The organism is Phytoactinopolyspora endophytica (assembly GCF_004138495.1).
Classification (GTDB): Bacteria; Actinomycetota; Actinomycetes; order Jiangellales; family Jiangellaceae; genus Phytoactinopolyspora; species Phytoactinopolyspora endophytica.
Genome location: NZ_ML142862.1, coordinates 174,081 through 194,600 on the forward strand (window position 1 = coordinate 174,081; position 20,520 = coordinate 194,600).

21 protein-coding genes are annotated in these 20,520 nt (G+C 67.6%); 11 read left to right on the forward strand and 10 right to left on the reverse strand.

Annotated features, from left to right (window positions below):
• Window positions 1-94: 94 nt before the first annotated feature.
• The 4 genes from ELR45_RS23980 to ELR45_RS23995 all read left to right on the forward strand — a co-directional run bounded on the left by ELR45_RS23980 (window position 95) and on the right by ELR45_RS23995 (window position 5,904).
• A complete protein-coding gene (locus ELR45_RS23980) occupies window positions 95-991 on the forward strand; it encodes a diacylglycerol/lipid kinase family protein (RefSeq protein ID WP_129668585.1) in 897 nt (298 codons plus the stop codon).
• 10 nt (window positions 992-1,001) lie between these two features.
• Entirely contained in the window at window positions 1,002-3,164 is a 2,163-nt protein-coding gene (locus ELR45_RS23985; protein ID WP_129668586.1) for a prolyl oligopeptidase family serine peptidase, read from the forward strand.
• Window positions 3,165-3,229: 65 nt separating this feature from the next.
• Window positions 3,230-4,402 (forward strand): mechanosensitive ion channel family protein, encoded by a 1,173-nt coding sequence (locus ELR45_RS23990; RefSeq protein WP_129668587.1) that lies wholly within the window; start codon window positions 3,230-3,232, stop codon window positions 4,400-4,402.
• A 188-nt stretch (window positions 4,403-4,590) separates the two neighbouring features.
• Entirely contained in the window at window positions 4,591-5,904 is a 1,314-nt protein-coding gene (locus tag ELR45_RS23995) for a hypothetical protein (protein ID WP_129668588.1), read from the forward strand.
• A gap of 207 nt (window positions 5,905-6,111) precedes the next feature.
• Here ELR45_RS23995 and ELR45_RS24000 read toward each other — a convergent pair whose 3' ends face one another.
• Window positions 6,112-6,537, reverse strand: coding sequence for an OsmC family protein (locus ELR45_RS24000; RefSeq protein WP_129668589.1), 426 nt, complete (start codon window positions 6,535-6,537; stop codon window positions 6,112-6,114).
• Between the two features lie 187 nt (window positions 6,538-6,724).
• Here ELR45_RS24000 and ELR45_RS24005 point away from each other — a divergent pair, with 187 nt between their 5' ends.
• From ELR45_RS24005 to ELR45_RS24025, 5 genes are all read left to right on the forward strand, one after another.
• Complete coding sequence (locus ELR45_RS24005; protein ID WP_129668590.1) at window positions 6,725-7,123, forward strand: globin; 399 nt, start codon at window positions 6,725-6,727, stop codon at window positions 7,121-7,123.
• 90 nt (window positions 7,124-7,213) lie between these two features.
• Complete coding sequence (locus ELR45_RS24010) at window positions 7,214-8,863, forward strand: glycoside hydrolase family 13 protein (protein ID WP_205857163.1); 1,650 nt, start codon at window positions 7,214-7,216, stop codon at window positions 8,861-8,863.
• Between the two features lie 162 nt (window positions 8,864-9,025).
• Window positions 9,026-9,544: an RNA polymerase sigma factor gene (locus ELR45_RS24015; protein ID WP_205857164.1), complete on the forward strand. Its 519-nt coding sequence runs from the start codon at window positions 9,026-9,028 to the stop codon at window positions 9,542-9,544.
• Window positions 9,534-10,322, forward strand: a complete 789-nt coding sequence (locus tag ELR45_RS24020; RefSeq protein ID WP_129668593.1) for a hypothetical protein — start codon at window positions 9,534-9,536, stop codon at window positions 10,320-10,322. The genes ELR45_RS24015 and ELR45_RS24020 overlap by 11 nt, the downstream gene beginning before the upstream one ends.
• Before the next feature lie 55 nt (window positions 10,323-10,377).
• Window positions 10,378-11,106 (forward strand): hypothetical protein, encoded by a 729-nt coding sequence (locus tag ELR45_RS24025; RefSeq protein WP_129668594.1) that lies wholly within the window; start codon window positions 10,378-10,380, stop codon window positions 11,104-11,106.
• Here the strand turns inward: ELR45_RS24025 and ELR45_RS24030 are convergent.
• The 5 genes from ELR45_RS24030 to ELR45_RS24050 all read right to left on the reverse strand — a co-directional run bounded on the left by ELR45_RS24030 (window position 11,077) and on the right by ELR45_RS24050 (window position 14,917).
• A complete protein-coding gene (locus tag ELR45_RS24030; RefSeq protein ID WP_129668595.1) occupies window positions 11,077-11,697 on the reverse strand; it encodes a TetR/AcrR family transcriptional regulator in 621 nt (206 codons plus the stop codon). The two genes, ELR45_RS24025 and ELR45_RS24030, sit on opposite strands and share 30 nt — an antisense overlap.
• Window positions 11,690-12,574 (reverse strand): alpha/beta fold hydrolase, encoded by an 885-nt coding sequence (locus ELR45_RS24035; protein ID WP_129668596.1) that lies wholly within the window; start codon window positions 12,572-12,574, stop codon window positions 11,690-11,692. Before ELR45_RS24035 ends, ELR45_RS24030 begins: the two co-directional genes overlap by 8 nt.
• A gap of 46 nt (window positions 12,575-12,620) precedes the next feature.
• Complete coding sequence (locus ELR45_RS24040; RefSeq protein WP_129668597.1) at window positions 12,621-13,259, reverse strand: DUF8185 domain-containing protein; 639 nt, start codon at window positions 13,257-13,259, stop codon at window positions 12,621-12,623.
• Window positions 13,256-14,239: an acyl-CoA thioesterase gene (locus tag ELR45_RS24045; RefSeq protein WP_338069607.1), complete on the reverse strand. Its 984-nt coding sequence runs from the start codon at window positions 14,237-14,239 to the stop codon at window positions 13,256-13,258. Before ELR45_RS24045 ends, ELR45_RS24040 begins: the two co-directional genes overlap by 4 nt.
• Before the next feature lie 81 nt (window positions 14,240-14,320).
• Window positions 14,321-14,917 (reverse strand): TetR/AcrR family transcriptional regulator, encoded by a 597-nt coding sequence (locus tag ELR45_RS24050; RefSeq protein ID WP_129668599.1) that lies wholly within the window; start codon window positions 14,915-14,917, stop codon window positions 14,321-14,323.
• 117 nt (window positions 14,918-15,034) lie between these two features.
• Between ELR45_RS24050 and ELR45_RS35735 the strand changes: the two genes are divergently transcribed.
• Window positions 15,035-15,208 carry a hypothetical protein gene (locus ELR45_RS35735; RefSeq protein ID WP_165368059.1) on the forward strand — a complete coding sequence of 58 codons (174 nt, stop codon included), beginning with the start codon at window positions 15,035-15,037 and terminating at the stop codon, window positions 15,206-15,208.
• Window positions 15,205-15,723 (forward strand): DUF2269 domain-containing protein, encoded by a 519-nt coding sequence (locus ELR45_RS24055; protein WP_129668600.1) that lies wholly within the window; start codon window positions 15,205-15,207, stop codon window positions 15,721-15,723. Before ELR45_RS35735 ends, ELR45_RS24055 begins: the two co-directional genes overlap by 4 nt.
• Window positions 15,724-15,754: 31 nt before the next feature.
• Here the strand turns inward: ELR45_RS24055 and ELR45_RS24060 are convergent, their stop codons facing one another.
• From ELR45_RS24060 to ELR45_RS24075, 4 genes are all read right to left on the reverse strand, one after another.
• Window positions 15,755-16,177, reverse strand: a complete 423-nt coding sequence (locus ELR45_RS24060) for a hypothetical protein (RefSeq protein ID WP_129668601.1) — start codon at window positions 16,175-16,177, stop codon at window positions 15,755-15,757.
• 120 nt (window positions 16,178-16,297) lie between these two features.
• Complete coding sequence (gene ettA, locus ELR45_RS24065; protein ID WP_129668603.1) at window positions 16,298-17,974, reverse strand: energy-dependent translational throttle protein EttA; 1,677 nt, start codon at window positions 17,972-17,974, stop codon at window positions 16,298-16,300.
• Between the two features lie 158 nt (window positions 17,975-18,132).
• Window positions 18,133-18,840, reverse strand: coding sequence for a single-stranded DNA-binding protein (locus tag ELR45_RS24070; RefSeq protein WP_165368060.1), 708 nt, complete (start codon window positions 18,838-18,840; stop codon window positions 18,133-18,135).
• 171 nt (window positions 18,841-19,011) lie between these two features.
• Window positions 19,012-20,520, reverse strand: a 1,509-nt coding sequence (locus tag ELR45_RS24075) for a YfjP family GTPase (RefSeq protein ID WP_205857165.1), incomplete at its 5' end; no start/stop codon positions are given.

Here is a 20,520-nt window from a genome sequence, read left to right on the forward strand (position 1 = left end):
GCTGTCATTTGTGCACGACCCCGACCCTGTTGGGGCAGGCTGGTCTAGGCGGTAGGGCACACTGGTGGCACCGTCAGAACAGACCGGAGGAGCTGTGCGCACGTTCACCGCAGTCGTGAACCCGCATGCGGGTACAGCGGGCTGGTCCCGGCGAGCCGTCGCGGCACGGCTGCATCCCGTGCTGGCCACGCTGAGCGACCTCGGCGCCAAGGTGACCATTGAGCAAAGCCGCAGTCTCGAGCACGCCGTCGACCTCGCGACCGTGGCGGCCGAACGTGGCGATGTCGTCCTGGCGGCCGGCGGCGACGGCACGGTCGGGGCCCTGGCCGCCGCCGTCATCCGGGCGGAGGGCGTGCTCGGGGTCATTCCCGTCGGACGCGGCAACGACTTCGCCCGCCAGCTGAGCATCCCGGCCGAGCCCAGCGCGCTCGCCACGCTGCTGCACGACGCCGAGCCGAGCGCCGTCGACGTGATCGACGTCGAAGGCACGGTCGTCGTCGGGAGCATGTACGCGGGGATCGACGCGGTAGCGAACGGCTACTTCAACCAGGCGAGAGTCCTCGGCGGGGCCGGCTACCACTACGCCGCGCTGCGAGCGCTCGCCGGATGGCGGATGGTGTCCTACCGGGTGACCATCGACGGCACGCGACACGACGTCCGCGGTTACACGGTGGTCGTCGCGAACTCCGGGTACTTCGGCAACGGGCGCCATGCCGCGCCGGACGCACGGGTGGACGACGGGCTACTCGATGTGATCGTCCTCACCGATGTGTCGCGCCGGGCGTTCATCGCCATCGCGATGCGGGAGCTCTACACCGGAGTCCACGTGAACCGGCCGGAAGTGCTGGTCTTCCGGGGGCGTGAGGTGAGTGTCGAAGCCGGCCGGACGATGCCCGTGGGAGGAGACGGCGAGCTGATAGGAACACTCCCGGCGACGGCTCGGGTATTACCCGGCGCCCTGCGCGTGCTCAGCGGCCACCAGACCTCATAGAGTCACTCAGGTGACACACGACAGCCCGACTTCGCCGTATCCCTCCGCACCGAAGGGCGACGACGCCGACGTCCTGCACGGCGTCACCGCGCCGGACCCCTTCCGCGCCTTGGAGGACCCCGACTCGGACGAGACGCGCACATGGAGAGACGCTCAGGACACGCTCGTGGAGCGGCATCGTGAACGATGGACGTCACGCGAGACGTTCCGGCAGCGTCTCACCGAGCTGCTGCGTTCCGGCTCGGTCGGTGCCCCGGTCTGGCGCGGCGAGCGGAGCTTCCACTCCCGCCGTACGGCGGACCAAGAGCACGCCGTCCTACTCACCACCGACCCGGACGGGACCGAGCGTGCGCTCATCGACCCGATGGCGATCGACCCCACCGGCACCACCACGCTCGACACCTGGCAGCCGTCGAAGGAGGGCGACCTCCTCGCCTACCAGCTGTCGGAAGGCGGCCGTGAGGAGTCGGTGGTCCGAGTTCTGGACGTATCCACCGGGGAGGTGGTCGACGGACCTATAGACCGCGCACGATACTCACCCGTGGCCTGGCTGCCCGGCGGCAAGGCCTATTACTACGTGCGGCGTCTCGCGCCCGACCTGGTGCCCGAGGGTGAGGAGCAGTACCACCGGCGGGTCTTCCTGCACCGTCTCGGCACCGATCCGTCCACCGATGTGCAGATCTTCGGCGACGGCAAGGACAAATCAAGCTTCTACGGCGTCTCGGTCAGCCGGGACGGCCGGTGGCTGATCGTCTCGGTGCGGCAGGGAACGGCGCCTCGCCACGACATCTGGATGGCGGATCTGAACGACGCCGATCCCGCCACACCCGATCTGCGACCGGTGATGGTCGGCCTCGACGCGCTGGCCGAACTGCACGTCGGACGGGACGGCAGGCTCTACGTTCTCACCAACCTGGACGCGCCCCGCGGTCGGCTCGCCGTCGCCGATCCCACGACGCCCGCGCCAGAACACTGGCAGGACCTGTTGCCCGAGGATCCCACCGCGGTCCTCGAGGACTGCGCGATCCTCGACGGTCCCGAGCTCGACCGACCGGTGCTGCTGGCCACGTGGACGCGGCACGCGATCTCGGAGATCACCGTGCACGAGCTCGACACGGGGCGGCACGTACACACGCTGACGCTGCCCGGCCTCGGCAGCGTGGGCGGGCTGATCGAGCGGCCCGAGGGCGGGCACGAGGCATGGTTCGGCTACACCGACCACAGCACGCCGTCCTGCGTCCTCCGGTACGACGCTCGCACGAACACGATCGGCACATGGGCCACCAGCCCCGGCGCCGTCGAGCTCCCCCGTATCCGTTCCGAACAGGTCACCTACCGCTCCAAGGACGGCACCGAGGTGCGCATGATCATCCTCTCCCCGGCGGAGAGCGACGGCCATGCCGAGGCAGAGTCCGGCGACGTCCAGGCACCGTCCGTTCCAAGGCCCACCGTGCTCTACGGATACGGCGGCTTCAACATCTCGCTCACCCCGGCCTACTCCGCCAGCACCCTGGCCTGGGTGGAAGCAGGTGGCGTCTGGGCCGTCGCCAACCTCCGCGGGGGTTCCGAAGAGGGCGAGGAGTGGCATCGTGCGGGGATGCGGGCGAACAAGCAGAACGTCTTCGACGACTTCCACGCCGCGGCCGAGTACCTGATCGAGCAAGGCTGGACCACACCCGGCATGCTCGGGATCTCGGGTGGGTCGAACGGCGGACTGCTCGTCGGAGCCTCGCTCACACAGCATCCGGAGACGTTCCGCGCCGTGGCCTGCTCGGCACCGCTGCTGGACATGGTCCGCTATGAACTCTCCGGACTCGGCGCCCTGTGGACAGACGAGTACGGCACCGTCGCCGAGCCCGAGGAGTTCCACTGGCTGCTCGGCTACTCGCCGTATCATCACGTCAAGCCGGGTACTGAGTACCCCGCGGTACTGTTCACCGTGTTCGACGGGGACACGCGCGTGGACCCCATGCACGCCCGAAAGCTGGCCGCCGCGTTGCAGGACGCCACGGCCGCAGACCCGGACCGCAGGCCGATCCTGATCCGTGCGGAGCGGGAGGTCGGGCACGGCGCGCGGGCGGTCTCCCGCACCGTAGACCTGGCGGCCGACCAGCTCAGCTTCCTTGCTGCGCAGCTGGTACCGCCAACGAATGACTACGCGGACCACTCGTGATGTCCGCGCTGCGACGTTGAGGGCGCCATGTCTCTCAGACGAACACACGGACAAGCGGATAGCTCATGACAATCTTCACACAAGACCAGATCGACGACGACCCGGATCGCTTCAGCGGCGAGTGGTGGGCAGACGTCCTCCTCGGCAACCCGCTGCAACTGATCGGGCTGATCTTGCTCGGGTTCGTGGTTCGGTATGTGCTTCACAAGGTCATCGACCGCGTCGTCACACGGGTAGCGGAGCATAAAGCGCCGACACAGGTTCTCGGTTCGGAGACTGCGGCGCGCGTCGTCTTCGGCAGTACCGGTGCCTATTCGGAACGGCGTGTCCAGCGGGTCCAGAGCATGGGGTCGCTGTCCAAGAGCACCTCGACGATCGTTATCGCCGCTGTCGTCATCTTCATGGGTCTAGACATCCTCGGGTATTCGATCGGGCCGGTACTCGCCTCGGCGGGCATCGTGGGGGTGGCCCTCGGTTTCGGCGCCCAGAATCTCGTGAAGGATTTCCTGGCGGGAATCGCCATGCTCGTCGAGGACCAGTACGGCGTGGGCGACGTCATCGACATGGGCGAGGCATCGGGCGTGGTCGAGGAGGTCAGTCTGCGCGTCACCCGACTCCGCGGCATCGACGGCACAGTCTGGTACGTGCGCAACGGAGAGGTGATACGGATCGGCAACTCCAGCCAGGACTGGGCACGAGCGGTGATCGACGTCGGCGTCGCCTACGACTCGGACACCGTCCGCGTCCGCCGGCTGCTGGAGGAGATCAGCCACGAGCTCGCCACCGAAGAGATCTGGAGCGATCTCATCGTGGAAGAGCCGGAGGTCTGGGGCGTCGAGGCGCTCAGTGCGGACAGCATCGTCGTCCGGCTGGTTGTCCAGACCAAGCCGCTGGAACAGTGGAAGGTCGCCCGCGAGCTGCGCGAACGGGTCAAGCGGCGGTTCGACGTCGAAGGCATCGAGATCCCGTTCCCGCAGCGTACGCTCTGGGTCCGGCAGGGAGCCGCAGTCGAGCCCGAGACCACCGGGGAGTCCGGCCGGGATATCGCCGGGCGCACGGCCGAGGCCTCCTCTCAACCGGCGCAGCCCGCGGCCGCGGTGGCCTCCGTGGCCACCGGCACCGATCGCGACGCACCGCCGCGCGGCGAGGAGACCGACGACACTTCAGCCGCCCCCACCGCGGACACACCGGAGGAACAGCAGCAGAAGGCTCAGCGCCCGCCCGCTCCCGAGGTCTGATCCGGCTTCCCGGGGCGAACCCATGGAAACGGTATGTATAGCAGGTATGTAGGGGCGCCCCCTACGATGTTTCGTGCCCAACCGACCGTAGGGATCAGCGTGCCCGCGATCTCGGCGCCTTAGCCTGGCGACCGACGATCCCGGCCGTCAGGCTGACTCATGATGCGACTGTAGGTTACCGTTCCGCCGTGACCGTTAATCCAGAAGAACCACGAGAACAGGGCCAGACACCCGATCTGCCGCCGGATTCGCAAGACACTCACGTGTTCTACCCGCAGCAAGCGGAGACCGCGTACCCGCAAGAGCCGGCGCAAGAGGCAGGCCAGCAGCCCGATCCCCAGGCCGAGCCGTACCAGCAGGCGCCCTACGCGCCGGACCCGCAGGCGCCCTACGCGCCGGACCCGCAGGCGCCTTACGCGCCGGAGCAGTACGTTCAAGAGCCATACGCCCAGGGACCGTCCCAAGCTGAGCCGTACCCCCATGAAGCGCTGCCCTACGCGCCCGATGCGCAGCCCACACCGGACGCGCAGCCGTACTGGCAGCCGGCCGAGCAGCAGCCCCCGCCCCAGGACCCGTACGGGTCCTCGCCGGGCGGTCAGCAGCCCTACCCGCCGCAACCGGCACCAGGTTCGCAGGCCGCACCAGACCAGCAGCCATACCCGCAGCAACCGCCAGGGCAGCCACCGGTCGGCCCGCCAGGTCAGTACCCACCGGCAGGTCAGCAGCCATACCAGCAGCAGCCCCCCGCAGGGCAGCCGGCGCCGCCGTACGGGACTCCGCAGTACGGGGCTCAGCCGCAGCAGCCGTACCCGCAGCAACCACTGATGGGCCAGCAGCCGTACCCACAGGCCGGCTACCAGCAGCCCTATGGCCCGCCCGGTCAACCCGGACAGCCCGGCCCGCCTGGCCAGCCCGGACAACCGCCGTACGGGCCGCCGATGCAGCAGCACCCGCAGGGACCGCAGCAGTTCCCACCGGGCCGGCAGCCGTTCCCACAGCCCAACGGGCCAGGTCCGCGAGCTCGCGGACGTTCGAGCTCACAGGTCCCGATCTATGTGTCGGCCCTGCTGTTCGTTGCCTGCTCGGCTCTGTCGTTCATCCTCGCCATCGCCGGCCGGGATCTGGATGAGACGACGGAGCCCGAGGTGCTCATCGCTCTCGTCGGATTCGCGTTCGTGGACGTGAACGACCCCACGACAGACCCCGACTACATGATAGTGCTGACCATGATCGTCGCCGGGGTCACGCTGCTCGTAGCAATTCTGCAGATGATCCGGCTCTCCTTCGCCCGATTCCTCCTGGCCGGGATCGGTACGCTGCTCAGCATCTACTATGCCTACGCGTTGGTCGACACGCTCACCGGTGACCTCGCGCTCGAAGACTTCATCGGCCTGATCATCGTGGCACTCGGGCTCTGGATCATCAGCACCATCGTCGTCATACTGCCGGTCACTGGGAACTCGATGAACCAGCACAAGCGGACATCTGCCGGCGTGGGCTGAATTCAACGATCACCGGCACCCGCCGACAAAGGTCCACGCCTCACAGCGCCGGCCACAGTGCCGGCAGGACTCGAGGCATCGGTCACCTCGTGCCCTGGAGACGTTGGGGTGTGTCGTGGTTGCTATCACTCCACGACACACCCCGTCGTCTATCGCCCGGCTATCGAAGCTCCACGGCTACCCGGCCGTCGAGATCCTTCGATCTCATCAAGCGAGTGCGGCGTCAAGCGTGATGGTCGTGCCGGTCAATGCCTGGCTGACCGGGCAGCCTTCCTTCGCGGCCTCAGCGGCGGCGACGAAGTCCTCTTCCGAGATGCCCGGGACGACGCCCCGGACGGTGATCTTGATGCCGGTGATCCCCTCACCCGGCTGGAACGTCACGTCAGCGCTGGTGTCCAGCGACGTGGCCGGCGTTCCCGCCTTGGCCAGGCCGTTGGAGAACGCCATGGAGAAGCACGACGAGTGCGCCGCCGCGATGAGCTCCTCGGGCGACGTCTTTCCGCCTGGCTCCTCGGCGCGGGCCGGCCACGAGACGTCGTATGTGCCGAGCCCGGACGACTGAAGCGTGACCTTGCCGGCCCCCTCGAACAGGGTTCCTTCCCAGCGGGTCGAAGCGGTGCGGGTAGTGGCCATGGTGAGTCCTTTCCCAAAGTCTGACGTGAACGAACGACTCCATCCTGCCCTGCGTAGGTGAAGCACCCGCAACAGGGCTTCGCATCCGTTCCCAACCGAACGACATGGTGGCCGTGGTCACGACCACCATGCATACTCCTTCGGCTTTCCCGGGCCACGTTTCGCAAGACGCCGGGAGATGGGGACAATGGAGTGTGTGACTACCCGAGTGGACAACTTCTACGACGCCGTCGGCGGAGCCGAGACCTTCGCCCGCCTCGTCCGCCGCTTCTACGAGGGCGTGGCGGAGGACCCTGAACTCCGGGCGCTCTACCCGGAGGAGGATCTCGGACCGGCGGAAGAGCGCCTGCGGATGTTCCTCGAACAGTACTGGGGAGGTCCGACCACCTACTCCGACCAGCGCGGACACCCTCGGCTGCGGATGCGGCACGTTCCGTTCAAAGTCAATCCCGCGGCCCGCGATCGGTGGCTGCACCACATGAAGATCGCGGTCGACGAGCTCGAGCTGGCCCCGGTGTACCGCGACACGCTCTGGGACTACCTCGAGCGAGCCGCGCACTCCATGGTGAACACCTTCGAGGACTGAGATTCGCGGTATCCGCGGCCTTCGCTGTGAGGCAGTCCACATAGCGATAGGGATCGCATCGCCGCCTGGACCGTCATAAGCTGGCGGCTCGTGACAGAGTCTCGTAGCGACTGGTGGCGGCACGCCACCATCTACCAGGTGTACATCCGTTCATTCTCCGACGGGAACGGCGACGGTGAGGGTGACATCGCTGGTCTTCGCACAAAGTTGACCTATCTGCGCGACCTCGGGGTCGACGCGATCTGGATCAACCCCTGGTACCCGTCGCCGCTCAACGACGGTGGTTATGACGTGGCCAACTACCGCGACATCGACCCCCGCTTCGGCGACCTCGCTCAGGCGAAGGAACTGATCTCCGAAGCACACGAGCTCGGCTTGAAAGTCGTCTTGGACATCGTCCCTAACCACAGCTCGTCCGAGCATGAGTGGTTCAAGGCGGCGCTCGCGGCGGCACCCGGATCACCGGAGCGGGCCCGCTACATCTTCCGCGACGGGAAGGGCCCCGGCGGAGACCTCCCCCCGAACAACTGGCGCAGCGTCTTCGGTGGCCCGGCTTGGGAACGCATCACCGAACCCGACGGTTCGCCGGGACAGTGGTACTTCCACATCTTCGACGTCAGCCAGCCGGATCTCGACTGGAGCAACCCGGAGGTCCGCGATGAGTTCCTGGACGTTCTCCGGTTCTGGTTCGACATGGGCGTCGACGGATTCCGCATCGACGTCGCGCACGGGATGGTCAAGGACATGACCAAGCCGGACCTCCCCTACGACGAGTCGAATCTGCTCGCCTCGCCCAAGATCGCCGACCATCCGTTCTTCGACCGCGATGGCGTGCACGAGATCTACCGCGGCTGGCGCGAGATCGCCGACGCATACGATCCGGCCCGGCTCTTCGTGGCCGAAGCATGGGTGGAGCCGCCCGAGCGGCTGGCCCGCTACGTCCGGGACGACGAGCTGCACAGCGCCTTCAACTTCGACTACCTGAAAGCTCCATGGTTCGCGGCTGAGCTACGTGAATCGATCGAGCAGTCGATGTCGGTCCTCGGAGCCGTGGGTGCTCCGGCCACCTGGGTGCTGGAGAACCACGACGTCGAGCGTGTCGTGACCCGGTATGGCCGTCCCGACTCCACGGGCGGAACAGTACGTGACCGGCCGGACGTGCGGGAGTTCGACCGTCAGCTCGGCGTCCGGCGGGCCCGGGCAGCCGCTCTGCTCATGCTCTCGCTCCCCGGCGGTGCCTACGTCTACCAGGGCCAGGAACTGGGCCTGCACGAGGTGCTGGACCTTCCGGAGGAGTCGCTGCAGGACCCAGTGTGGGAACGCTCCAGCCACACGGAACGTGGCCGCGATGGCTGTCGTGTCCCGCTGCCCTGGACCGTCGACGGACCGTCATTCGGCTTCGGCGCAAACGGCTCATGGCTTCCACAACCCGATGGCTGGGGCGAGCAGGCGGTTCAGGCGCAGGATGGTGTCGCCGGCTCCATGTTGGAGCTCTACCGCTCGGCGCTCGCGATCCGACGGGAGAACCCGGCGTTCGTCTCCACCACGATGACCTGGGACGACGGACTGGGTCCCGATGTCCTGGCGTTTCACCGCGAGCCAGGTTTCGTCTGCGTGGCGAACCTCGGCACGGAGCCAGTGGCGCTGCCGGAGCACCGCGAGGTGATACTGGCCAGCGTGCCGCTGACGGACGACGGACGGTTGCCGACCGACGCCGCGGTCTGGCTCCGCACGGTCTGACGCCACACCCCGGAACCGGACGGTGGGCCGCGGTGTAGGAAGAGTGGCACGGGCCGACGCCAGAGATCCGGGAGAGGGGTCGTTACGGACCGAGACGACGCCACCGACCAGACCATCATCGGGCGCGTCCGCGACGGAGACGCCGACGCGTACGCCGTGCTCGTGCGCCGCTACGCGGCCGAAGCCAACCGCGCCGCCGTCGTCAGTGGTGCCGGCGCGGACGCCGAGGACGTCGTTCAGGTGGCGTTCGTGAAGGCGTACCAGAGCTTGGACCGGTTCCGCGACGGCGCTCCGTTCCGGCCGTGGCTGTTGCGGATCGTCGTGAACGAGGCCAGGAACGCCGTCCGGGCCGGACGGCGACGCGATGCCGCGACCGAGCGCGCCGCCTGGCTCGACGGCGTGTCCACCAGCGACGCCGATCCCGCCGCCGCGGCTGTGCACGCGGAGTCGCGTTCGGCGCTGATCGCCGCGCTGCGGCAGCTGCCGGAGGCGCAGCGGCAGGTGGTCGTGTGCCGGTACTTCCTCGACCTGGACGAGCGAGAGGCGGCCACGGTGCTCGGCTGGCCACGCGGCACGGTGAAGTCACGGCTGCATCGGGCCTTGACGCAGCTGCGCCGTGGGCTCGACGAGCAGCTGGGCGGGCAGGACGTGGCAGAACGGGAGGCCGAACATGAACGATGACCCGCTCGACACCGAGCTGCGCGCTCTCGCCGCCGATCTGGACATCCCGCCCATCGACGAGGTCGCCACCGCGACGGTGGTGATGGAGCGGATCGCGACGGCGGAGGCCGCCTTTGACTCCGTCCCCGCTCTCGGTCGCGCGGCTCGCCTTTCGGCCCGGGCGTCGACGGTCGCGTCGGCAGTCGCGCGGATGATGCGCACTCGGTGGCGGGCTGTCGTCGCGGGTTTGGTGGCCGTCCTTTTGGCTGCGGCGCTCACCCCGCCGGTCCGGGCGGCCGTCGCCGAATGGTTCGGCCTGGGCGGGGTCGAGGTGCGGCCTGGTCCCGCCGTGCCATCCGCTCCCCCGCCGCCCGCGGTGGTGGGCGAGCTGGGCCTCGACGCCGCGGCCGGATTGGTGGACTTCACGCCCGCCCTCCCGGCGGCTCTCGGAGAGCCGGATGCCGTGGAGGTGGGCTCCGGTCGGTATCGGCTGTCGATGAGCTGGGTAGGCGCGGATGGGACCGTACGGCTGGACCAGTTCGCCGGCTCGCTTGCGGTCAAGTTCGTGCCGGATCCGGCCGAGCCGGTGGATCTCGGTGCGGTCGACGGCCTGTGGTTCGCGGATCCACACGCGCTCAACCTGTACGGCATGGAATCGGCAGACGAGCCGGAGATCGACCGCTCCGCCGGGCCGACCCTGGTATGGATGGTTGGCGAGACGACGATACGGCTCGAGGGCGTGGCGGATCGGGATCGCGCGGCGGAGATAGCGCGATCCACGCTCGACGACGGAACCTGAACGGACGCGGCAGTGTAGTCATGGCACAGGAGATGCCGTGATTGGAGGACCATCGATGTCCCGTCCCGTCCGCGCCCGGATTCGGTCCATTGCCTTGTTGTTCGCTCTGGCGCTCGGTTTCGCGTTCCTGGCGCCGCAACCCGCCCAGGCGGGCGGGCCCACGAGCGTGCTGATCTCGTCGCCGTCGACGCAGACCACAGGATCGCTCTACGCGACCAGCCCGGATTACGATCTACTACTCGACGCGCTCGGCGGATTGAGTCCGCGGGCCGACCCCGAGGCGTCACAGTTCGCCGACACACCGGTGGGCCCAGGCGGCAACCAGGTCAACGTCACGTGGCTCATCCACGACGTGAGTGTGTGGCGGGTGGACCGCATCGTGACAGACGACTCGGGCGATATCTGGGTGCACACGGAGGGTTCGATGTCCGAGCCGTTCGGCGCTGCCGTCCAAGGCGGCGGCCGGGAGACCGGTCCGGACGGCGTCTGGCACCGCTCGCCCCATCCCGAGCAGCTGCGGGCCCTCCTGGACGAGCTCGGCGTGCCCCTGTCCGACTCCACCACCGACGTCTTGCCCTCACCCGATCCGGCGAACGACGACGCCGAGTCTGTCGCCGGTAGGGACGAGTCCGGTGCCGATGAGTCGGCCGATACCCGGGCGGCCGCGCTCACCTCAGGTAACACGTCTCCCTTGCTGTGGGCGTTACCGAGCCTGGCGGTGGGCATCGCGGCCGGCATCGCCGCCGACCGTCGGCTACGCCTCAGACGTGTCCGTGGCTGGTGACGAAGCCCGTTCCGCCGAGGGTGTCCAGGAACGCAGAGCCCGGTCGAGACCGTCGACCATGGCGCTGAAGCTTCGATCGATCTCACGCGGTATGCCGAACCCTCCCGCGCTCTCGATGACCGCAAAGCCGTGCAGAGCGCTACGGACCGCTCTCGCGGCATCCACGACTTCGTCCCCAGCGATTCCGTAGCCGTCGAGCACGGCGAAGATGACGTCGACCGCTTCGGCAGCGGCCGCCTGTCGTTCATCCGCGAGCGCGTCCTCCGGACCGACCGCTCGCACACTGGCCGCATACCGGCCGGGGTGTTCCAGTACGTACGCACGGTAAGCAACGGCGACGGTACGCAGCGCGTCGCCACGTGCCCGGCCGACAGCCGCCTTGCTCATCACCTCGGCGAGCTCGCGCGTGGCCAGAAGGCCCAGCTCGGCTTTGAGTGCGTCCAGCCCGGCGACGTGCTTGTAGAGACTCGGCAGCGCCACGCCCGCGCGCTTCGCGAGCGCCGCCAGGGTGAGCTGCTCATATCCGTGCTCGTCGGCGAAGAGAGCGGCCTGCTCCACGACGATCTTCCGGGTCAACCCGGCCCTAGGCATGGTCGCCTCCGGGCTCTGTCTGACCTTCGGACCGAGACGACGGCCCCGCGACCTCCGACGACTCGGCCGAGCGCAGCCCGTTCAGGAACGACGTGACCGCCGGATTCACCACATCCGGCCGCTGCGCGTGGGGATAGTGGCCCGCCTCGGGCACCATCAGCACGTCGGCGCTGTCGCCGATCGAGTCCGCGGTGAATCGGGCTTCCGCCTCCGGGTCCGGAAAATCCGGGTCCTTCTCGCCCATGACGACCAGGGCCGGCCGTCCGACGTCACCCAGTCGAGAGGTCACCGGTGCGTGCGACGTCTTGACAGTCCTGACGAACGCGCGCCACCTGCCCGGCCGGCGGAGGCCGGACTTGATCCGTGCGACGTGCTCGGCCAGGCCTGCGGGCTGCGTGCCGGCGTTGATCGACCGGTAGTAGGCACCCATGGCGGCCACACCCCACGGTCTTTTCAGCATCAGCGCCATCAGCGCCTTCAAATACCAGGGCGAGACGGGATCACGGACGAACGCGCCGAGCAGGACGACCCCGGTGACCAGCTCCGGCTGCTCGGCTGCTGCCCACACCGCCGCTGCGCCGCCCATGGAGTTTCCGATCAGCACCGCTGGTCCGGCCTCCAGGTGACGGACCAATGCCAGCAGGTCAGAGCCCGCGGCCAGATCGTCGTAACTGGAGAACGTGGCGTCGCTGTCACCGTGACCGCGAAGATCGACTGTGGCCACCCGGTAGCCGGCTTCTACCAATGCGGGCGTCATGAAACGGTAGACCGAGCGCAGGTCCGCCATACCGGGCATGCAGACGACCAGCGGGCCGTCGCCTTGGACATCGTAGGCAAGGCGACCTTCCGGCCGCTCCAGATACTCGCTTGTTGTCATAGCCTCAAAGCTAATAGCATTAGCTTTGAGCGTCAAGTCATGGTCCCTACAGAGCGAAGAGAGCCAGCCCGCTGCGGGCCAGGATGGTGCCGTTCGGTGCGTCCAGGCGTTGCCAGGATCCGACCGAACGCAGCACGACCTCCCCGCTGCCACTGAAGAAACCGTACGACGACGCAGCGTGCGCCAGCCGCAACGGAACCCCCTGCTCCAACTCGTTGTCCCAGATCTGTGCCGCCAGCCCTTCCAGAGCCGCACGACCCGCGCGCAGATCACGACCCCCCGCCGCGTCCGGCGCCAGTCGCTTGAACTCCTCGACCCCTTGTTCTACCCGCCCGACGACCTCAGGCAGAGATAGCCGGGTCAGCTCCGACCAGCCAGATCGCGGGGGAAGGCTGGTGGTCCACCGCAATGCGGGAAGCGCGGGCGGCAGCTCCAGCTCGCCCTGAGCCCCGACTGCACGAGCGGCCAGCGTGGACGCCTCGACCACGACGTCGACCTCCACCGGGTCGGCCAGGGAGACCGCTCGCAGCGCCAGCGCATCGAAAGGGGTCTCGGCGAAGCAACCGGCCACCGCCCCCGTGGCGACGATCCGCGCCACCGCCTCGGGTTCGTACCGGGCGACGCGCTGGGCGAACGTCGCCAGGTCAGCAGCGGCCCCGGGCTGCGCGGGCACCAGGGTGGTCACGAGGCCGCCTCTTCAGAGGAGCCGCCGGGGCCGCCGGCAGGGGTGACCGCCGTTAGGCCCACCATGAACGACTCCATGGCGGCACGTTCCGCGGCAGCGAGCTTCCTGGACGACTGTGTGCGGAGGTTATACCCGACGAGTGTGGTCCTCGCCGTGGCGTAGACCGCCGCTTCGTCGCGCACGTCGTAGGCCAGCTCGACCGACGATCCACCGACCCGGGTGACCCACACCCGCACGTCGAGCGGATCGGTCCGAAACGGAACCGGTGCGAGGTAGTCGATGGTCACGTTGGCCACGACCCAGCCTTCGTCCGGCCCAAGCAGATCCAACAGGTATCGGTGCGCGAAGTCCGCGCGCGCCTCTTGCAGATAGTCCACGAAGGTGACGTTGTTGACATGGCCGTACGAGTCCAGGTCGTCGAAGCGCACCGGACAGGCATGAACGTGCGGCTTCGACTCGCCTGGATCGTCCACGGCCCGATCGGTCGCGCCGGCGCCGTTCCGGGCGATACCAGGCTCAGGGCCGGCGGGGTCGCGGTATCCGTCAAGTACCTTCCGTTCCTTGTCGGCGACCCTTCGCGGCCGCCCAGCCGCGAGATCGTAGGGGGCGAGCGTCGTCGTCGCGACCGCGTAGACCGTCCGGCCTCCATCGTCGCCGACGTCCACCAGCTCGTAGCCGAGAGTGAAGGTCGAGTTCCGAACATCACGCACCCACGTCTCGACCAGCAGTGGGCGCTGTCGATACTCCAGCGGAGAGCGATAGTCGATCTCGTGCCGCGTCACGACCGTCCCGCCGGCCAAACCTTCCGCTCCCTGCCGGTGCGCGTGGACAAACAGCATGTCGACGCGCGCCTCTTGCAGGTAGCGCAGGTACACGATGTTGTTGACATGGCTGTACACATCCATATCGGACCACCGCAACGGCACATATGTTGCGTGTCGACCCACGAGACCTACCAATCCTGTGTGCGTCAAGGGCACTGCTAGCGATCCTAACGGCCGGACTCCTACGGACCTCCAACGGCCACGACGTCCACCTGACCTCAGGCTACCGCCCGGTGGTCAGCGTGTGGGCTGTAGCCCGGCTAGAACCACCGTGACCAGCCGCTGGACGGCGGCGTCAGAGTTCAGACCGCCGGCGGCACCAAGAGCGTGCAAGCAGTAGTCCGCAAGCTCGTCCGCGGCGATGTCGCTGCGAAGGTCACCGGCCTCCGCGGCTTCGGCAAGCAGGTCCCGGACCATCTCGTGCAGCTGCTGCCGGGCACTGGCGACATGCTCGTCTCGGTGCAGGTACACGGCGAGCTCGGCGCCCCGGGGCCCAGATCCATGGTGCTGCGCCCGCCGTCGGTGAATGAGCGCGTAGGACTCGAGCACAACGGCCAACCGGTCGCCAGGATCACCTGCGTGGGAGTCTCGGACGACGGCGAGGTGCTCCAGGTGGGCGGCGACCTGACGCTCGTGCCAGGCGCGCAAGATCGCATCGACGTCGCGAAAGTACTTGTACAACGTCGCTCGCCCGATGCCGGCCTGCTCCGCGATGCGAGACATCGTCACCGACGCCAGCCCGCGCTCGGCCACCAGCGACGCGGTGGTCTCCAGGATCGCGTCCCGCACCTCACGGCGGTGGGTTTCGATCGTCTGGTTCCACAGCTTCGGCACGGCCCCACAATACGCTACGTCGGAAGAGAAACACTTTGACTTGACATAGACACTCTGTATCGATAAATCTGGATGTGCAGGTCCAGCCTCGACGACCGCACGACACAGGAGATGCTCATGGCCGACCCGTCCCCCACCGACGACACCGGCCCCGAGCCTGGGCGCCCGACGCCCCCACGCATGCCGGGCTGGGTCAAAGTGTCCGGAGCCGTACTCATCCTCGTCATCGTGGCGATCGTTCTCGTCATGGTCCTCGGCGACGGGGACCATGAGCCTGGCCGCCACGGATGACGATGGCACCCCGCCTGCGCAAGGCGGTACTGACCACACATGTCGCGACCTCCGTCGGCTGGCTCGGTGCGGTCGCCGCATACCTCGCCCTCGACACCACCGCTACGGTCAGCCAGGACGTGCCGACTGCGCGCGCCGCGTACGTCGCCATGGACGTGACGGTCTCCTATGTCATCGTCCCGCTGGCTCTGACCTCTGTACTCATCGGGATCATCAACGCACTCGGCACGTCGTGGGGCCTGTTCCGGCACTACTGGGTGCTGATGAAGCTCCTGCTCACCCTCGTCGCAACCGGCGTCTTGCTGCTGGAGGCACCGACTGTCGACGCTCTGGCGGACCGAGCGGCGTCCGGTGCCGATCCTCGCCAGCTGCCCGGCACGCTGGCACACTCCATCGGCGGGCTCGCAGTACTGCTCGCCATCATCATCCTGTCGGTCTACAAACCGCGTGGCATGACCCGCTACGGATGGCGGCGCTCGGCGTCAACCCGTCCGTCGCTGTCGGCGACCCGATGACGGCCTAGTACACACGTACCCGGGCTCGGCCTCACTCGCTCGGCAGCGGGACCGTCACGGTGTCTCCGCCGTACCCGTGCTCGCTGTCGCGACCTTCGACCGTCACCTCGTCCACACCGTCGGGGATCTCCACGTCGGTCTGGGTCCGGGTGAACGGCTGTTCATTGGCGTGATCGTGCGCGAGGGTGTGCTCACCGTGCACGGTCCCGTCGGGCCCGAGCACGCGCCAGCCGTCGGCATAGCGATCGGGCGTGTCGTAAGGCGAGCTGATCGTCACCTCGAAGGCAAACGTCTCCCCGGTCCGTTCCACGCTCACGTCAACGACGTCCGGATGGCTCTGCTCGTCTCGCTCGGCCACCGACGGGCCAGGGGCAGGGTCAGCGCCGCCGGATCCGGAGTCCGAGTCACACCCGGCCAAGGCGAGCGCCACACCGATGAGCAGGAACCAACGCATCTACTCAACGTAGTAGTTCACGCCGTTGGCCGCGCCATGTTCCGTAGGGGCGGTTCCAGGACGTTTGAACCGTGGGGCGCATCGTGATGTCACGACCACGCCCCACGGCGCGTTCCCGAGTCAGTCCCGGGTGAGCTTGCGGTACGTCACCCGGTGTGGGCGGGTGGCGTCGCTGCCGAGGCGCTCGATCTTGTTCTTCTCGTAGGCGTCGAAGTTCCCCTCGAACCAGAACCATTTCGCCGGGTTCTCTTCGTCGCCTTCCCAGGCGAGGATGTGCGTGGCGATCCGGTCGAGGAACCAGCGGTCGTGTGACGTGATGACCGCACAGCCGGGGAATTCCAGCAGAGCGTTCTCCAAGGACTGCAGCGTCTCGACATCGAGGTCGTTGGTGGGCTCGTCCAGCAGGATCAGGTTGCCACCCTGCTTCAGAGTGAGCGCCAGGTTCAGCCGGTTCCGCTCGCCACCGGAGAGCACCCCGGCCGGCTTCTGCTGGTCCGGTCCCTTGAACCCGAACGCCGCGATGTAGGCACGGCTGGGCATCTCCACCTGGCCGACCTTGATGTAGTCGAGCTCGTCCGAGACGACCTGCCAGACGTTCTTCGTCGAGTCGATGCCACCACGGGTCTGGTCCACGTAGGACAACTTGACCGTGTCCCCGACCCGCAGGCTGCCGTCGTCCGCCGACTCGTCGCCCACGATCATCTTGAACAGCGTTGTCTTACCGACACCGTTCGGACCGATCACACCGACCAGCCCGTTGCGGGGCAGCGTGAAGGACAGGTTCTGGATCAGCGTGCGCTCGTCGAACCCCTTGGTGAGGTTCTGGGCCTCGACCACCACATTGCCCAGCCGGGGGCCCGGCGGGATCTGGATCTCGTCGAAGTCGAGCTTGCGCGCCTTGTCCGCTTCGGAAGCCATCTCCTCGTAGCGGTTGAGCCGGGCCTGCTGCTTGGTCTGACGGCCCTTGGCGTTGGAGCGGACCCACTCCAGCTCTTCCTTCATCCGCCGCTGCCGCTTGACGTCCTTCTGCCCCTCGACCTTCAAGCGGGCCTGCTTGTTCTCCAAGTAGGTGGTGTAGTTGCCCTCGTAGCCGTGGACGCGGCCACGGTCCACCTCGGCGATCCACTGCGCCACGTGGTCGAGGAAGTAGCGGTCGTGAGTGACGGCGACGACAGTGCCTGGATACTTCTCCAGGTGCTGCTCCAGCCACTGCACGCTCTCCGCGTCGAGGTGGTTGGTGGGCTCGTCCAGGAGCAGCAGATCCGGCTGCTCGAGGAGGAGCTTGCACAACGCCACCCGGCGACGCTCACCACCGGACAGCACCGACACGTCCGCGTCGGGTGGCGGACAGCGCAGTGCGTCCATCGCCTGCTCCAATTGGGAGTCCAGGTCCCAGGCGTTGCGATGGTCGAGCTGTTCCTGAAGCTTGCCCATCTCTTCGAGGAGCTGGTCCGAGTAGTCGGTGGCCATCTTCTCGGCGATCTCGTTGAAGCGTTCGAGCATCTGCTTCGTCTCGGCAACTCCTTCCTGGACGTTGCCGAGAACCGTCTTGTCCGGGTTCAGCTCGGGCTCCTGAGAGAGGAAACCGACTGTGTACCCGGGGGTCAGGTAAGCCTCGCCGTTGGACGGCTGGTCCCAGCCGGCCATGATCTTCAGCACACTCGACTTACCTGCACCGTTCGGCCCCACCACGCCGATCTTCGCCCCGGGAAGGAACGACAGAGTGACGTCGTCGAGGATGACCTTGTCGCCGTGCGCCTTGCGCGCCTTGCGCATCACATAGATAAATTCCGCCATAGCGCTCCCAAGCCTACGACCTCGGCCGCCCTTGCAGTAAACGGCGGCGCAGGAATCACACGGACCGGCGTCAGGACGTGACTCGCACCGGCACGACCGAGGTGGAAGACCGCGCCGCCGTCCCCGGTCGAGCAGCGCGGCCTTCCCCCGCGAGCCGGTCAGCCAGCCGTGGCCGCTTCCACGAGCTCCTTGTCCTCGTCGAAGTCGTCCGAGTCCCCATCGTCCTCACGCGGATCGGGCTCGTCTTTCGCCGCGCCCGCGGCCGTGGCGTCCGAGAACGGCACCGCCCAGGCCGGCGTGCCTGCACTGGCGCTCGCTTCCGTCACCGGCTTCCCATCCTCGGTGGAGGCACCGGTTCCGTCGCCCGATGCATCCGCCGAGGCGGCCGTCGGCCTGGGCGATATCTCTCCCGTGGCTTTGTCGACGCCGTCGTCACCCAAGGAATAGGCCGCGAGCTTGCCCTTGACCTCTTCGCTCTCGGCCTCGATCGAGGCCTGGCGATGCGCCCGGCGGAACGCTGTCACCCCGCGGTACAGATCGTGGCCGATCGACGACGCGGTGATCTCCATGGAATAGCGCTGAACATGCTTCTCATCTCGCCAGTCACGGACACGCATCCTGCCGTGTACGACGATCGGCTCACCCTTCTTCAGGGACACCAACGCGTTCCTGGCCAGGAGCGGATGCCAGCAGACCACGGTGTAGAACGATGGCTCACCGTCGACCCAGCGGTCGTTACGGTTGTCGAAATAGCGTTCGTTGCAGGCAATCCTGAAATGGCACCACGGCTCGCCCGTGTCGGTCTTCTCCTCCCTCTTGACGTTGGTTGCGACGTTTCCAGAGACAGTGACGGTCGCTGCTGTCATTTGGCGCCTCCCGCGCTCATTACTGTGGACGTGACAGCAACGACATTCGTGCATTGACCTACTGCCGCGAAAGGCCTACCCCCTCAATGTGGATAAGTCCCGGCGCCGGGCATGCCAGTCCTCAGGCTGTGGATAACTTCGGACACGCGGCGACCACCACAGCGTCAGGCCTCAGGACGACGCCTCGATGAGCGCACGCCGGAAGGTGTCATGCAGGCTCAGCTCATCGCGCAATGGGGCGAGCGCGGCATCGTCGACTACCTCCTCGACCGCGGCGCGCAACCGTCGTCGCACGTCAACCGCGTGGCTCCGGCGTGCCCGACGAGCCGCTACGGCACGCCCGGCGGCCAGAATCAGGCCTATCGCCCCACCTGCCACGAGCAGAACCATCGGCAGCGAGCTTCCCGCCACGGCGGGCTCCGGAACGTCCTGCCGGTCAAGCCACTCCACCTCGAACCGCGTCTCTACCTCGAGGACCAGCGCCCAGAGACCTCCCACCACACCGGTGATCAGAGCGAGCCACTCGACGAGACCCGACAACCGCCACCATGCGCCGCCACGTCCACCGGCGAGGTCGACTGAGCTCAGAGCCGTTTCGAGCTCACCCGGCACGGTCTCGGCGGCGTCGTCCGCCACCGAGCGGATGGAGCCGCCCCATCCACGGGACAACGACCCGGCCGCCACCCGTCCCATGTCCCGCACCGCGGACACCACGGAATCGCGGTCCACCCGTACCTGGGGTTGCTGCACCCGCCGGGCGGGCCGGAGGTGAACGCGCCCCGCCTCCTCCGCCACGGTGTCGATGTCGGCGGCGTCGGTCAGTGTCTCAACCAACCGGTCACGGTCGGCCTCGCCAATCTCACCCGCCTCGGCGGTACCGCTCGCCTCCACCATGCGGCGAGCGACCCGTCGTACATCTGCGTCCACACGTTCGGCGCTCGCTCGCTGCTCGGCAACAGTCCGACGGAGCAGGTCCACCAGCGCGTCCAGGCCATCGGAGGTCACCGCCGACAACGGTAGGATCGGTGCGCCTGCCAGGCCGTCGTCGTCGAGCAACCGTCGCAGGTCCGACACGCACGCCTCGACGTCGTCCGAGGCCAGCCGATCAATCTGGTTCAGCACCACCACGATGACGTCCCGGTGCTCGGCGAGCGGGCGCAGGTAGCGTTCATGCAACGAGGCGTCGGCGTACTTCTGAGGATCCATGACCCAGACGAAGAGGTCGACCAGCTCGACCATGCGATCCACGGTCTTGCGGTGTTCGGCCTCGGTGGAGTCATGGTCGGGCAGGTCAAGCAAGACGAGCCCGTCGAAGATGTCCTTCGCGTCCGGGTCGAGCACACTCTCCCGGGAGATCCGGTTCAACGCGGGTATCCCGAGCCAGTCCAGCAACGGCTCCGCCCCTTGGGTGCCCCAGACACAGGCCAACGGCTGCGCCGTCGTCGGGCGCCGGATCCCTACCCGCGCGATGTCCAGACCGGAGACGGCATTGAACAGTGACGACTTACCCCCACCGGTCGAACCCGCGAGGGCGACCACCGTGTGCTCCGTCGAGAGCTCCATCCGGGTGCCCGCGCGATCGATGAGCTCCCGCGCCTGCACCGTCGACGGATCGAAGAACCGGCCGGCACCTGCATCGAGGGCCCTCGACAGAGCCGCCATCCGGGTGGTCATTCCACG